This is a genomic window from Streptomyces johnsoniae (assembly GCF_031845565.1).
GTDB lineage: Bacteria > Actinomycetota > Actinomycetes > Streptomycetales > Streptomycetaceae > Streptomyces > Streptomyces johnsoniae.
Genome location: NZ_JAVREV010000019.1, coordinates 39,684 through 52,923, shown reverse-complemented (window position 1 = coordinate 52,923; position 13,240 = coordinate 39,684). Strand labels below are relative to the sequence as shown.

General features: G+C 71.9%; 11 protein-coding genes and 2 pseudogenes. 2 read left to right on the top strand and 11 right to left on the bottom strand.

Annotation, left to right across the window (positions count from 1 at the left end):
- On the top strand, window positions 1–663 hold the full coding sequence (locus RM779_RS27940) for a TetR/AcrR family transcriptional regulator (protein WP_311620550.1): 663 nt from the start codon (window positions 1–3) through the stop codon (window positions 661–663).
- A 19-nt stretch (window positions 664–682) separates the two neighbouring features.
- Here the strand turns inward: RM779_RS27940 and RM779_RS27935 are convergent, their stop codons facing one another.
- The 4 genes and pseudogenes from RM779_RS27935 to RM779_RS27925 all read right to left on the bottom strand — a co-directional run bounded on the left by RM779_RS27935 (window position 683) and on the right by RM779_RS27925 (window position 3,574).
- Window positions 683–1,729, bottom strand: a complete 1,047-nt coding sequence (locus RM779_RS27935) for a serine/threonine-protein kinase (protein WP_311620549.1) — start codon at window positions 1,727–1,729, stop codon at window positions 683–685.
- 142 nt (window positions 1,730–1,871) lie between these two features.
- Window positions 1,872–2,366 (bottom strand): class I SAM-dependent methyltransferase, encoded by a 495-nt coding sequence (locus RM779_RS27930; protein WP_311620548.1) that lies wholly within the window; start codon window positions 2,364–2,366, stop codon window positions 1,872–1,874.
- 19 nt (window positions 2,367–2,385) lie between these two features.
- Window positions 2,386–2,670: pseudogene (locus tag RM779_RS33795) on the bottom strand (methyltransferase domain-containing protein); the annotation flags it as partial.
- A gap of 37 nt (window positions 2,671–2,707) precedes the next feature.
- Window positions 2,708–3,574: a class I SAM-dependent DNA methyltransferase gene (locus tag RM779_RS27925; protein WP_311620547.1), complete on the bottom strand. Its 867-nt coding sequence runs from the start codon at window positions 3,572–3,574 to the stop codon at window positions 2,708–2,710.
- Window positions 3,575–4,058: 484 nt separating this feature from the next.
- Here RM779_RS27925 and RM779_RS27920 point away from each other — a divergent pair, with 484 nt between their 5' ends.
- Window positions 4,059–5,069, top strand: coding sequence for a methyltransferase (locus RM779_RS27920; RefSeq protein ID WP_311620624.1), 1,011 nt, complete (start codon window positions 4,059–4,061; stop codon window positions 5,067–5,069).
- A gap of 17 nt (window positions 5,070–5,086) precedes the next feature.
- On the opposite strand, the gene RM779_RS33790 is transcribed toward RM779_RS27920, so the two are convergent.
- From RM779_RS33790 to RM779_RS27890, 7 genes and pseudogenes are all read right to left on the bottom strand, one after another.
- Entirely contained in the window at window positions 5,087–5,650 is a 564-nt protein-coding gene (locus tag RM779_RS33790; RefSeq protein WP_394813407.1) for an ATP-binding cassette domain-containing protein, read from the bottom strand.
- Window positions 5,639–6,098, bottom strand: a pseudogene (locus RM779_RS33785) (ABC transporter ATP-binding protein); the annotation flags it as partial. The pseudogene RM779_RS33785 and the gene RM779_RS33790, both read right to left, overlap by 12 nt.
- The gene (locus tag RM779_RS27910) at window positions 6,095–7,189 is read right to left on the bottom strand and encodes a nucleotidyltransferase family protein (RefSeq protein ID WP_311620546.1); all 1,095 of its coding nucleotides are present in this window, start codon (window positions 7,187–7,189) and stop codon (window positions 6,095–6,097) included. The pseudogene RM779_RS33785 and the gene RM779_RS27910, both read right to left, overlap by 4 nt.
- A gap of 61 nt (window positions 7,190–7,250) precedes the next feature.
- The gene (locus RM779_RS27905) at window positions 7,251–8,129 is read right to left on the bottom strand and encodes a hypothetical protein (RefSeq protein WP_311620545.1); all 879 of its coding nucleotides are present in this window, start codon (window positions 8,127–8,129) and stop codon (window positions 7,251–7,253) included.
- A 470-nt stretch (window positions 8,130–8,599) separates the two neighbouring features.
- Entirely contained in the window at window positions 8,600–10,891 is a 2,292-nt protein-coding gene (locus RM779_RS27900) for a nucleoside-diphosphate kinase (RefSeq protein WP_311620544.1), read from the bottom strand.
- Window positions 10,888–12,210, bottom strand: coding sequence for an aminotransferase class III-fold pyridoxal phosphate-dependent enzyme (locus tag RM779_RS27895; protein WP_311620543.1), 1,323 nt, complete (start codon window positions 12,208–12,210; stop codon window positions 10,888–10,890). The genes RM779_RS27900 and RM779_RS27895 overlap by 4 nt, the downstream gene beginning before the upstream one ends.
- A complete protein-coding gene (locus RM779_RS27890; RefSeq protein WP_311620542.1) occupies window positions 12,207–13,232 on the bottom strand; it encodes a cupin domain-containing protein in 1,026 nt (341 codons plus the stop codon). Before RM779_RS27890 ends, RM779_RS27895 begins: the two co-directional genes overlap by 4 nt.
- Window positions 13,233–13,240 lie beyond the last annotated feature (8 nt).

Genomic DNA, 13,240 nt, shown 5'->3' with positions numbered 1-13,240 from the left:
ATGCCCAAGAGAGTCAATCCGGATGCCCGCCGAGAGCAGATCGCCGACGCCGTGATCGACGAGATCGCCGCGCACGGGGTCCGCTCGGTGACCCTCGCCCGGATCTCCGCACGCACCGGCCTGGCCATCGGGAGCATCCGGCACTACTTCGGCGACACCATCCGCGAGGTCATGCGCTTCACGTTGGGCGTCCTCATGCAGCGCGCCGCGCAACGCGACGCGACGATGTCCGACGACCCGGTGGCACGGATCACGGATGTGATCGCGTTCGCCGCGCCGACCAGCGAGCAGGAGCGCCGGGAGAACATCGCGTTGGTCGAATACCGGGTCATGGCGCGCACGGACCCGGAGCTTGCGGCCGACATCGCTGCGACGTCTCTGGCGGGCGCGGAGTTGGTCCGCTCGTTGCTGCGCGATGCGCTGGCCGACCGCGTGATCGACGAGGAGGCGCTGCACCGCGAGGCGCTCCTGCTGTTCGCCCTGATCGAGGGCTTCTCGCTCAGTTCGGCACTCTTCTCCGAACCGTTGCGCGAGACGGACGTCCGTGCCGTCGTGAGGGCAACCGTGCAACGTCTGCGCGACGCCTATCCGCCTGCCGGAAAAGCGGCCGAGGGAGCGGCTGGAGCTCCTGAGGCCGCCGAGGAGTCACGGAACTACAGCTAGCACGTCATCGACACAACGCTCAGGTGGTTGTCCGGACTGTCCGAAACCGACGACCATCGTTGACACCTGGGGCTTCGATCACCGCGGAGATCCGCATGTCGAAGACCAGCCCCCGCTCGACCGTGAGGACAAGCGCCGCGCCGCGAGGGCTGGACCGGGTCCGCCTGGTGCCTCCGGTGGAGAGCGGGACCGGATGCTCAACTCCCGGCCGCTTCGCGGCATCCTTCGCGAGGCAGTTTCCGATGAGCGCGGTGTAGGCGTCGGGCACCCCCGACAGCTGAGGGGCCTCGTGCACCACCCGGTAGTTCACGGCATGGGCCGCGCCGCTCCCGAAGGGCGGACGGCCCGTCGCGGCGTAGGCGAGCACCGCGCCCAGGGAGAACACGTCGGCCGCCGGCTCGGCCAGGTTGCCCACGATGTGTTCCGGAGCCATGAACCCGGGTGTGCCGACCACCAACCCGGTGCCCGTCAGCTGGGTGTCGTCCGCGGCGCGCGCGATGCCGAAGTCGATCAGCCGCGGTCCGTCCGCCGCAAGGAGCACGTTCCCCGGCTTCAGGTCCCGGTGCACCACTTTGCAGCCGTGCACGGTGGCGAGTCCCTCGGCGAGGCCCGCGGCCAGCAGCCCCAGCGAGGTCTCCGGAAGGAAGCCGCACCGGGTGATCGCTTCCTGGAGAGACGGCCCGGGGATGTAGGCCGTGACCAGCCAGGGCGGATCGCCTTCCGGGTCCGCGTCCAGAACATGCGCCGTGTAGAAGCCGCCGACCCGCTGGGCCGCCTCCACCTCGCGCTTGAACCGCCGCCGGAAGTCCGGGTCACGGGCCAGCTCGGGCCGCACCAGTTTCACCGCCACCAGACGGCCGCCACGCGAGCGACCGAGGAAGACCAGCCTCATACCGCCGCCGCCCAGCCGCTTCAGCAGTCGGTACGCACCGATCCCCGGGCATCCTCCGGCCGCAGGTCCTCCACGCCGCTTCCTCCCCTGGCTCACGTCACCGGTATGTCCCGTGCCGGCGCCCCTCGTTGGAGGATATTTCAGGGGGCGGCGAACGAGACCTACCTGATCCATGAGGCGGTGCCCACGCCGGGGGGCAGGGGGATCGAGCAGCCGTCCGGAGGCGGACCGCGCTCGACGCGCCCGTCCCGTCCGCTGAGCGCCGCTGCGCCGCTGCGCCATCGTCAGCGGCTCAGCTGCCCGCCGCGCTGTGCGGTCAGGGCTTGACCATGACGTAGGTCTCGCAGACGGTCTGCGAGCCGGTGGGCTGGCGGGTGAAGTTGTCGAAGACCTCGATGTCGCCGAAGCCGGCCCGGGCGCCCAGCCCGACGATCTGCTCCTGCGCCCACGCGTACAGCTGGTGGGTCTCGCTGCGTCGGACGTAGGCCTGGGTGGTGTCATCGCGCAGGAACATCAGACCATGCCAGTTGTAGGTGCCCTTGATGGCGGTCCGAGTAATGCTCATGAGCAGTGTGAACGGCCCGCTCTCGATGACCCGGGCGGTGGGGGTCGTGTGCGCCACCCAGGACTCCGCGTGGCGTTCGGTGTACATGTCGAAGGTGAACGTGCCGCCGGGGCGCAGCACACGGTGGACGGACTCGAAGGTCCTCAGCAGCGTGGTGTCGTTGGGCAGGTGGACCAGCGCGCCAGTGCTGACGACCGCGTCGAATTCGTCGTCCAGGGGGAATGGCCGGCAGCTCGGCTTTGACAAGCCGGGCCCGCTCCTGTGAACGGATCTTCAGCTCGGCCTGTTGCAGCTGGGCCGAGGACCGGTCGAGGCCGGTGACGTCGTATCCCCGCTGGAGCAGTTCCCGGAGGAGCAGGCCACTGCCGCAGCAGAGGTCAAGGACCTTGTCGACCTGTGCGCCGCGTTCCCGCCAGCTCTCGTGGACGAAGTCCGCGACCTGACTCCGCGGCGCCAGCCTGAACTTGTCGACGCACCACGCGTCGGCGGCGTCGTACCCCTCGGGCAGGAACGAATAGGGGTGGGACGGTTCGGTGCCTTGTACGAGCATGGATCGGTTCCTCTCGACGTATGGCTGCGTTCGACTGTCACGGGCGTGGCGGGTGGGCCGCCCGGCCGGACGACGCCTCGGGCCGGGCGGGCGGCCCGCCGGGCTTGACCGCGACGTAGGTCTCGTAGAGGGTCTCCGGGCCGGATGGCTGGTGCCGGTAGTTGTCGAAGACCTGGACCCGCCGGAAGCCGGCCTGGACCGCCAGGTCGGTGACCCTTTCCTGGGGCCGGGTGTGCACGCGGTGGACCGCGCTGCTCCTGGTGTACGTCTGAGTGGCGTCATTCCGCAGGAACTGCACGAAGGTCAGGTCGTAGGAGTCCTTCGCGGCGGGCCGGTGACAGGCGAGGAAGAACGTGAGCCCCCTGCTCTCCAGGTTGATGCCCCGCGGAGCGTCCTCCGTGTACTCGAAGCACCGCTGCATGAGCGCCTCGCTGAACAGGTCGAAGATGAAGGTGCCGCCGGGACGCAGCACGCGGTGGACGGCCTGGAACGCCTGGAGCAGCACGGTGGAGTTGGGCACGTAGGTGAACGCGCCCCCCGCGCAGACGACCGCGTCGAACTGCTCCTCCAGCGGGATGGCCGGCAGCCCGGCCTCGACCAGCCGCACCTGTGCCGAACGTCCGAGCCTCTGCTTCGCCAGCTCCAACTGCGTGGGGGAGGCGTCGAGGCCGGTGACGCCGTACCCCCGCCGGACGAGTTCCCTGAGCGTCAGGCCCGGGCCGTAGCACAGCTCCAGAACCTTGTTCACCGGGGGGCTGTGCTCCTCCCAGATCCGCTGCATGAACCCCGCGACCTGGTCGCGCGGCGCCTCGTGCCAGTCGGTGAGGAACCACGAGGCGATCACATCGTAGTTCTCGGCCATCTCGTCGTTGGGAGTGACGGATTCGGTGACTTGCGAACCCATGCTTCGGTTCCTTTCGGGTGACAGCAACCTGAATCGAGCTGGGGGCGCGTAAGCGGAATAACCGAAAATAAGGGGTGCCATTCGTATGTCAGACGGCTTTGCGGGTAAGCACGGGTGACGGGCTTTCCGTTCCGGTTCCCGTCTATGCGAGGCCCTGGAAGGGTCCACGCGTGTGGGTGAGATCGGGGTACGGGGGAGGGGTACCGCTCGCGCGCCGTGCGGTAATTGGCGTTGCCAAACCCATCCGTGCCCGTAGTTTCGCGATGCGTTCGCGTGGCCGGGCCGGGCGAACGGAATGCCGTACGGGACCAGCGGTTTGCCCATCGGCGGCCTGGCGCAGCCTAGCCCCTGTGAACGACATCAACGCGTCGAGGCCGCCCGGCTCGGCGTCGGCGCATGGGCCGTGAATCCGCGCCGATTTCGCGGAAGAACCTTGCCGGCAGTCAGGTACGCATGCATGCAACGAGGAAAGGAAACCCCCTTGGTGACGCCGACCGCGAGCCCCGACGCCGGATTCGCTGACATCACACGTCTGGCCGGCTCCTACTGCGCGACCCGGGCGCTGGTGAGCGCCTTGGAGTTCGACCTTTTCACCACTCTGCACACCGGGCCCGCGACCGAGGAGGAGATCCGCTCGGCGCTCGGTCTGCATGGTCGCGGACTGCGGCACTGGCTCGGCCTGCTGGTGGCCCTCGGTCTGCTGAAACGGGACGGCGACCAGTACGGCAACACCCCCACGGCGGACCTGTACCTGGCGCGTGCTGGGCTGTGGTACATGGGGGACTTCATCCGAAAGGTCATGATCCCGTCCCTCGATGACCTGTCCGCTGCCCTGCGCACGGGGGAGCAGCAGGGTCCCCAAGGAGGCATGGGGACCGTTGTCGACGATCCCGAGCTCCTCAGGTCCTCGATCATCACGATGGACATGCTGACAGGCGACGTCGTTCCCTCACTGCTCGCCGCCTACGAGGGCTGGAACGGTCAACGGACCCTGCTCGACCTCGGCGGCGGACGCGGAAGCGTGGCCGCGCAACTGGTGGCCGCCCACCCGCACCTCAGTGCCGCCGTTTTCGATCTGCCGGCCATGGCCCCGCTGTTCGAGGAGCACATGGCCCAGCGAGAAGCGACCAGGGCACCGGCCTTCCATGCCGGTGACTTCTTCACCGACCCGCTCCCCACGGCCGACATCGTCCTCATGGGGAACGTCCTGCTCGACTGGGAGACCGAACAGCGGAAGCTGCTGGTCCGCAGGGCCTACACGAGCACCAACCCCGGCGGCGCGCTCATCGTGTACGACCACAGGCTGCAAGGCACCACCGCCGGCGGCCAGGAAAGCCTGATGCCGAACCTGCTCACGCTGGCCCTGTGCGGGGTCTCGGAGTACACCCTCGACGACCTGAGCGCGGACGCCAGGACCGCGGGTTTCGACGCGGTCGAGCACCGGCCCCACGGCTCGCCGCCGCGCCCCGTCGTCGTCTGCCACCGGGCCCGGTGAGAAGCCCGCCGCCGGGGCTACGGGCCGAAGTCGACCGTGCCGCGTCGGCGGCCGCGGTGCAGGAGTGATGCGAAGGCCAGGTGGGCCATCACCAGCCAGAGGACGCCGACGAGCAGGCCCAGGGCCGCCCGGGCGAAGACGTAGGCGGACGAAGCGTCCTCGGTCAGGCCGCGGAGGGCGCGCAGCAGGTGCGTCAGGGGAACGATGTCGGCGATCCGGCCGATCCAGGGCGGCCAGTAGCCGATGGGAACCTGTACGCCGCAGAACGCCATCATCAGCAGGGCGGTGACGCCCCGGGCCTCGACGCGCTCGTAGCGGGAGATGAGGGCGCCGATCCCGGCGGGCGCACGGGTGGCGATGATCCGGCCGTGGTCGACGAGGGAGACCCGGTCGCAGACGGCTTCGGCCTCGGCCATGTCGTGGGTGGTCAGCAGGATGGTCCTGCCATCCGCGCGCAGGGCGTCCACCAGGACGCGGAAGTCCTGTGCGGCGACCGGGTCCATGCCGACCGTCGGTTCGTCGAGGGTGAGCAGGGGCGGGTCGGCGACCAGGCCGCGGGCGAGGTGAAGACGCTGTTTCATGCCGCGGGAGAGGGTGTCGACGGTCGTCGGCCCGGTGCGCCAGGCCCATGCGGTCCAGCAGGGCCTGGCAGCGTCGGCGCAGCCCGGTGCCGCGCAGGCCGTACAGCGCCGCCCAGAAACGCAGGTTCTCGCCGACGGTGAGCCGCCCGTAGAGTCCGCGGTCGCCGCCGAAGACGATGCCGATGGAGCGTTTGACGGCGTCGGCGTCCCGGACGACGTCGCGGCCCATGATGCGGGCGGTGCCCGAGGTGGGCAGCAGGACGGTGGACAGGATGCGGCACAGCGTGGTCTTGCCCGCCCCGTTGGGGCCGAGCAGGCCGTGGACCTCGCCTTGTCCGACGCTCAGGTCCACGCCGCGCAGGGCGTGCACCTCGGAGCCGCCGCGCCTGCCGGTGCCGTAGCGGTGGGTGAGGGCGCGGGTCTCCACCGCTGCGGCCCCGGCCGTCATGACAGTTGCCCGGCCCCGCGCCCGGGCTCGCCCCTCAGCTCCGTCGGCGCGTCCAACTCCCGCAGGGCCGCTTCGTACCGTTCCTGGGCGACGATCTCGTGGGTGACCAGGAGGTAGTCGCCGACGGGGGTGAGCAGAAGGGCTTCGTCGCCGTAGCGGTGGACGCGCGCACGGTCCCAGTCGGTGCGTCCTTCGGCGGGCCGCAGCGGCATGCCGTACAGGGCCGTGCCCGCGGCGAGGGCGGCGTCGATGTCCTTCGGCGGGGCAGGCGGCGCGGAGTACGCGGCGCGGCGGGCCCGTTCGCGATCGACCTCGGTCTCCAGGGCGGCGCTGAGGCCGGACAGGTGCCCCAGGGGCAGGCGGGTGGCCGCATGGTCCAGCAACTCCCGCAGTTCGGGGGCGAGGTGGTACTCGGCTGCCGCCGACACCAGTGCCTCCGTGGACGCGATGGGGGTGGCGCCGAGCAAGTGGACATCGATGATGTCGCGGGCGTGGAAAGGCCGTTGCAGGCGTTCCTCGGCCAGGGCGAGGAGGTTGGCGGCGAGCGGGTCCTCGGGCATGCGCGGGCGGACGGGGAAGACGCCGCAGTCGCCGACGAGAGCGGCGGTGGCGACATCCACGCGTATCTCGGGGTCGAGCAGCGGGTCCTCGGCAGGCCAATGGAGGGCGACGACGGTGTGGCGGATGGGCGCGCCGAGTATGGAGACGCCGATGTACAGCGGGGTGCTGTCGGCCGTCAGGAGGCGCACCGCGCGCCAGAGGTCGGCCTCGCCGTCCGTGACGAGGTCGAGGTCGCCCTGGGGGCGCAGGATGCCGTCGGGGTAGTGGCGCGCGAGCATCGGCCCCTTGACGACCTGTACGCGGGCCCGGTCGGCGATGTGGGCCAGCACTTCCTCGTAGTGGCGGGCCCGCCGCCGGGCCCGTCCGAGTTCGCCGCGGGCCGCCTCGCTCATGGGGTGGCCGTGGTACTCGAGAGCGGAAAGGACGAGGTAGGGCAGGGTGTAGTGGGCTTTGCGGGCGCTGAACAGCAGGCGGCCGGGGCCGTGCTCCTCAGGAACGTCCAGGGCATCGTAGAGCGTCGAGAGATCCATGGCGGAGACGTCCAGGGTCGGGAGGCCGGTGGTGGCGAGGTCCGTTGTCGGGCGGTTGGTGTCAGGTGTCGTCCGGGCCGGCGGGACGCCGCCAGAAGACGTGGTCGACCTCCCAGCCGCGGGCGACGAGGGAGGCGACGACGCGGTCGCCGTGGCCCGCGGCGAGGTGCGGGGCGGGATGGATGACATTGCCGATCAGCGGAAGCCGGGCGTTCCGGGCGTGGGCGATGGCGGCGGCGGTCAGCGCGGCGGTGCCGGCCCGGCGTGCCCCCGCGTCGCCTTCCACCAGGACATCGACCAGGTCGATGTAGTCCCGTCCGGTGACCGGGTCGTGGGCCTCGCCGAGCAGGGTGAGGTGGCCGATGGCCGGCCCGTCGCCCTGGGTGGCGACGAAGGAGACACGGTCGGGGGCCTCGATGATGTCGCGGGCGACGGCGTCCGCGGTGGCGGGGTCGGCGGCGACGCCGTGGCCGGCGCTGCCGTCGATGAGAGCCTTGACGAGCCAGCGGGCGATGGCCGCCTCGTCGGTGGCCGGGGCGGCCGGGCGGACGGCGAGCGGCGCCTGGCGGTGGCGGGCGGGGTCTTCGGGGGACGCGTCCGCGGGCCCGCCGGTGTGGCGCAGGTAGGTGACGTGCCGGTGCCACGGCTCGGCGAGGGTGACGTGGGCCGGGGCGCGTACGAGGATCGGCCGCGCGGCGCGGTTGCCCGCCCCGGCGATCCGCAGTGCCTCCGCCAGCCGGGTGGCGTCCTTGAGAATGCTCTCGGCGCAGAACTCGACGAGCAGCCGCCGCTCGTCCAGCAGCGGATCGTGCTGTTCGTCCGCGACGAAGCACTGGCCGTGGAGCCGGTGCAGCAGTTCGGCCTCGGCGGCCGCGGCGAGGTAGTCGGGCGAGGCGTGGGCGGCACCGGTGATGCCGACGGGGTGGGCGGAGTCGCTCATCGTGCCTCCGGACGCGGGACGGCGACGAGGCCGGCCGGCAGGCGCGTGGCCGCTTCCCGGACGCCGTCCGCGGTAAGGGCAGCGATCCGCCCCGGCTCCTGACGGACCGGAATTCGATCGGCAGCTGTCATCAGGAATCCCTGTGTCGAGAATTTCGGAGCGTCCGGAATGCCGCCGCAGCGGCGTGCCGCGGCGGCATTCCCTGGCACCGATCCGGCTCAGCGGTTGGACTTGGGCTTGACCTTGACGAGCCGCGGACGCATGGTGATCAAAGGCATGATTTCCCCCCTCTCTGCTCGGTGAGGCATTGAGTTTCCATGGGAACGGGAAGGCCCCCGCCCGGAATTCGGGGGCGGCCTTACCTCCCTGGAAAAGCTTCGGGCTCCGGCGATTTCGCCTCAAGTGGTTGTCCGTTTCCCGTGAATCGGACAACGGGCCGGGGGCCGCTCGGACCGGCACGACATGACGGGTCACCGGGGGGTAGGAGCGTCCTGATAACGGGTGACCAAGTCGGCCAGTCGCGTGTGCAGCTGTCCGGGCGCGTGGTGCGGCGGCCGGCCGAGGAGCGCCGCCTCGGCCGCACTCCGCCGTCCGAGCCGTGCGTCACGGGCGGCGTAGCGCACACAGAAGAGAGCGTCGGCGCGGCGGTCGGCCGCGAACAGGCTGCCGGCGTCGGCGAGTGAACGGGAGTCGACGCCGGGGAGCTTCCCCGCGAGGTCGAGCGCGCTTCGGACCTCTGCCTCGTCGGCCTGGTGGGGCACCTGCCACAGGGCCAGCAGCGTCGCGAGCAGTTCCGGGTGGCCGCCCGCCGTCAGGTCGGCCGGCAGCCACTTGGGCTTGTGGTGGCGCGGGGACCGGAGCGCCAGCACGGCTACCGCAAGGTCGTGGGCCGCACCGCGCAGCGCGTGCCACGTCCGCGCCACGGAATCGGGGGAGGCGGGGCCGGTGGGCGCGGTCCGCCGCCCGGCGGCTGTCACGGCGCGCCGTACCCCGGCCAGGTGCCGGGCGATCGCGTCGGCCGGCGGGCGCAGGGCGGCGGCCCGCTCCGCCCAGCGGGCGGCGAGCCCCTCCGGGTCCCACACGGGCAGGCCGACCAGCCGGTCGACGGCGGACAGTCGCTCCAGGACCGTCTCGAACCCCATGTCCGCGGGCCCGCCACCCGCCGCGACGCCCGCCGTGCCGGTCCCGGCCGCCTCCTCCGCCGCCGTGAAGGCGTCCTCGATGTCCGCGAGCGGCACGTTCGTCGACGTGACGCGTATCCCGTCCACCGTGCTCCGGCTGACTGCCGAGGCGCCCGCCTCCCTGACGATCAGCAGGTTCAGGTCGGAGTCGGGGCAGGCACGGTTGCGGGCGGTGGACCCGGTGGCCAGGACGGCCCGTACGCCCCGCTCCCGTCGCAACCGCCGCGCGACGTCCCAGGACAGGTCGACGCGCCGCACGCTCGGGCCGCTGGAACGGAAGGCGTCCACGCCGCACAGGCGTCCCTGGGCGAGCAGCTCGGCCGCGCGGTCACGGTCGAGGCCGTCGGTCAGGGTGGCCACCGCCCGGCGGTGGCCACCGCGGTCCACGAAGGGCCGCGCCAGTACGGTCTCGGGGTCCAGGCCGCGTTCGGTGAACGCCCGTCCGATCCCGGTGCGCCCCGGCGGCAGCCCGAACCATGTGTGGGCGTCGTGCAGCGCCTCCACGGCACCGTTGCTCAGGTGGACCCCGTTGTTCGTCCGCCGCACCGGCTCCCCGTCGGCGGCCCCCAGCGGGAACAGGCCGGCCAGCGCGTCGCCGCGCAAGCTGCCCGGCAGGGCAAGCGCCGGATCGGTCGCGCCACAGAACTCGGCTCGCATCCGCGGCCAGGGCAGCGCGGCCGGCGAATGCGCGGTGACGAGGACGGCGAGCGTTCGGTTGTCGCTGTGCTCCAGGCGGGAGAGGACTCCCGGCATGTGCGGGTTGATGACCACCAGCGCGCGTCCGTTGTGGAATCCCGGCTCCTGGTGGACATTGACGAACAGGCAGTCCCCGATCTCGTTGGGACCGTCGATCTCCCGGCTGTCCAGCCCGCGCAGTTCGGCCGAGCCGGTGCTCCACTTCTCCAGCAGTTCCTCGCTCAGGCCGCGTTCCTCGACGATCTGCCGGGCGGTGACGACCTCGATGTCCTGGGGGCGGGCCCCGAACCGGCGGACGAACTCGGGCCGGTCGTAGATCTCCAGGAAGGCGAGGCGCTCCTGGGCCATCAGCGTCCCGCGCTCGGCCAACGCGGCGGGCGTCAGGTAGTGGGCGGCGGCCTTGCCCCGGTTGCCGCTCCCGCTGCCGTCCGTCAGCCGCGCGCGGCTGGCGAGGTAACCGCACTCGGCCAGCCGAGCGGCCAGCTCCCGCAGGGTGCTCGGCAGCACCTCAATGCCCGGCTTGAAGACCAGCACCCCGCTGAACTCGGCCGGGACACCCGCCTCGTGGGAATACCGGGGATGCTGCCACGAGCCGTCGCGCAGTACGGACCCGAGGTCCGGCGATGCGCAGGCGTCGGCGTCGGGCACCCGGCGCAGGCGACGGCGCACCGCGGCGGCCGCCCACCAGGTGGGATCGCAGCCGGGCCGGTCGGGAATGACGAGCTCGATCCGCGGGCCAGGGGACGCCGTACGGATCTCGGTACGGCCGGGAGCGCCCGCTGCACCGTCCGCGGCCTCCTCCGCCTCGGCGCCCCCCGTCACATCGGCGATCCAGGCCAGCAGCCGTTCCCGGTGGTGCGCACCGGAGATGCTGATCACGCTCACGCCGGGACCGTCGCTTCCCGTTCCTCCTGGGTCCGTTGCATGGCCCGCGCCGCGCAATCCAGGCTCTCCTCGATGACCGCCTCGTCGTGAGCGGCGGAGACGAACCAGTTGTGCGTGGGGTGAACGAGAGCTCCCTCGGCCGTCATATGGATCGCGAAACGGCTCATCCAGGCGTGTTCGGTATCGCCGTCCACGGTGACGGTGGGCATGGCGGGCGGCCCGCTGACGCGCAGCGGGACCCGGTGGCGCCGGGCGAGCGCGAGCAGTCCCGAGGTGAACTGCTCGCCGCGGGCCCGCAGCACGTCGACGGTTCCCTGCCGCTTCATCAACCGCAGGCTGGCCAGCGCGGCGGCCATCGCGCTGCCCGCGTTCCAGAAGGTGCCGGCGGCGAAGACCTCCGCGGCCGCGTCCCTGAGGGCGTCCGTACCGGTGACCGCGGCCAGCGGCCAGCCGTTCGCGATGGCCTTGGAGAAGCAGACCAGGTCGGGCCGGTAGCCGAAGTGGGCGTGCGAGCCGCGCAGATCGAGGCGGAACCCGGCCCGTACATCGTCGGAGATGAGCAGTGTGCCGTGCCGGTCGCAGTGCTCGCGCAGGGCCGCGAGCCAGGCCGGGTCGGGCAACTCGGCGGCACCGGGGATCGGGTGGTGGAACGGGGTGATCGCTACGGCGGCGAGCTGCGGCCCCCGGGTGCGGAACAGCGCCTCCAGCGCGCCGAGGTCGTTCCAGGGCACGGTGACCACCGCGGAGGAGTCCGAAGAGTCGCGCCCGGCCCCGGAGTTGCACCAGGCGCACCAACCGTGTGAACCGTGGTAAGCGCCGTCCACGCAGGCGACGAGCGAACGCCCGGTGTGGGCGCGCGCGGTGAGCAGGGCGATCCACGTCGCGTCGGAACCGCTCTTGCCCCATGCCGCCCAGGCGGCGCCTTCCACCGTGGCCACCAGCAGCTCGGCCAGTTCGACCGAGCGCGCGGTGGCCTGGCTGAGGCATTCCCCGCGGCTCGCCTCCTCGGCGACCGCGGCATCGACCTCGGGCTGTGCGTAGCCGTGCACCGAAGTGCCGTAGCCGCACAGGAAGTCGGTGTACCAGTTCCCGTCCACGTCCTGGACGCGTGCGCCCTGGCCGCGCTCGGCGAACCACGGGTAGTGCTCGGGGCTGAGGACGGCAGGGAACTTGTTGTGGCCCCAGACCCCGCCGGGGATCACCTGGGCCGCCCGGCGCAGCAGCGTCCGGGAGGCCGGATAGCGCGCGGCGGCCGTGCTCTTCGCCGTGCTCTTCGCCGTGCTCTTCGCGGAGCTTGCCGCGGGGGAGGTGCGGTTCATGAGGAATCCTCCGTGCCGTGCGTCTCGGGGCCGCCGCTGATCACCGGCGCAAGTCGTTCCAGGTGCTGCGGGAATGCCTGTGCCACGTCGTCGGGACGGGCGATTGACTGGTCGGCGAAGTCGAATCCGGGCGCGACGATCTCGCTGATGAGGCCGTGGCCGACGTCGTCCGGCAGCCGGCTGGCCTTCCACCAGCCGCCCGGGCACGTGAACACCGGTACCTGCCCGCGGCGCGTATCCGTGCCCATGACGACCTCGTGCAGGGTGCCGTCGGGGGAGAGTAGTACGTACTCGATGGGGCCACCCGAGTGCAGGAAGTGCGTGATGTGCGCGGTGTTGAGGTGCAGGTGGCCGGTGGGAGAACGGGCGTCGAGCAGGTAGTGGATGGTGTTGGCGTACGGCCGCGGGCCCCGGAATGTCGTCATGGACGCGGCGGACTGGTACAGCTGGCGGTAGTAGCCGCCCTCGACGTGGGGAGTCAGCTCCAGCAGCCGCGCGAGTTCCGCGCCCTCCGGCGTGGCGGGCCGGGCCGCCGGGGCGGAGGGCGCCGCTGTCCGCTGCCCGCCCTCCCCGGCCGATGCGGGCTCCCCGTCCGGCGCGTACTCCCACGTGCCCGTGCCCGGCACGACGGCCTCGCTCCACAGGGCCCGTTCGCCCACGGCCAGTTCGATGCGGTGCCACTGGCCCGCGGGAACGGTCAGCTGGTAGTGCTCGCCGTGTCGCGGGGACTCGCCGAGGAACTGATCCCGCTCGCCGTGGTCGGCCGTGCGGGTGCGCAGGCGCAGGCGCAGCCGCCCGTCGCCGAAGGCCGCGGGGTGGCGGAACAGGATGAGGTCGCCGGTGCAGCGCCGCCAGCCGAGGTGGCGGGCGGCGGTGTCGAGCATGCGGGTGCGCCACCGCATCGGCGCGGTGACGAGCGGCCGGCCGCCGTACCCGGGGTGCCCGCCGGCCGGTCCCGCCCAGCCTCCCGCCGGGTCGGCCGTCAAACGCAGTCGCGGTGCGAGGTCCCGGGCGCTGGTCATGTTTCGTG

Excerpts from the sequence above, each read along its gene's own strand:
- RM779_RS27940 (WP_311620550.1), top strand. The coding sequence starts at position 1 with ATGCCCAAGAGAGTCAATCCGGATGCCCGCCGAGAGCAGATCGCCGAC.
- RM779_RS27935 (WP_311620549.1), bottom strand. The coding sequence starts at position 1,729 with ATGGATCAGGTAGGTCTCGTTCGCCGCCCCCTGAAATATCCTCCAACG.
- RM779_RS27925 (WP_311620547.1), bottom strand. The coding sequence starts at position 3,574 with ATGGGTTCGCAAGTCACCGAATCCGTCACTCCCAACGACGAGATGGCC.
- RM779_RS33790 (WP_394813407.1), bottom strand. The coding sequence starts at position 5,650 with ATGAAACAGCGTCTTCACCTCGCCCGCGGCCTGGTCGCCGACCCGCCC.
- RM779_RS27910 (WP_311620546.1), bottom strand. The coding sequence starts at position 7,189 with ATGGATCTCTCGACGCTCTACGATGCCCTGGACGTTCCTGAGGAGCAC.
- RM779_RS27905 (WP_311620545.1), bottom strand. The coding sequence starts at position 8,129 with ATGAGCGACTCCGCCCACCCCGTCGGCATCACCGGTGCCGCCCACGCC.
- RM779_RS27895 (WP_311620543.1), bottom strand. The coding sequence starts at position 12,210 with ATGAACCGCACCTCCCCCGCGGCAAGCTCCGCGAAGAGCACGGCGAAG.
- RM779_RS27890 (WP_311620542.1), bottom strand. The coding sequence starts at position 13,232 with ATGACCAGCGCCCGGGACCTCGCACCGCGACTGCGTTTGACGGCCGAC.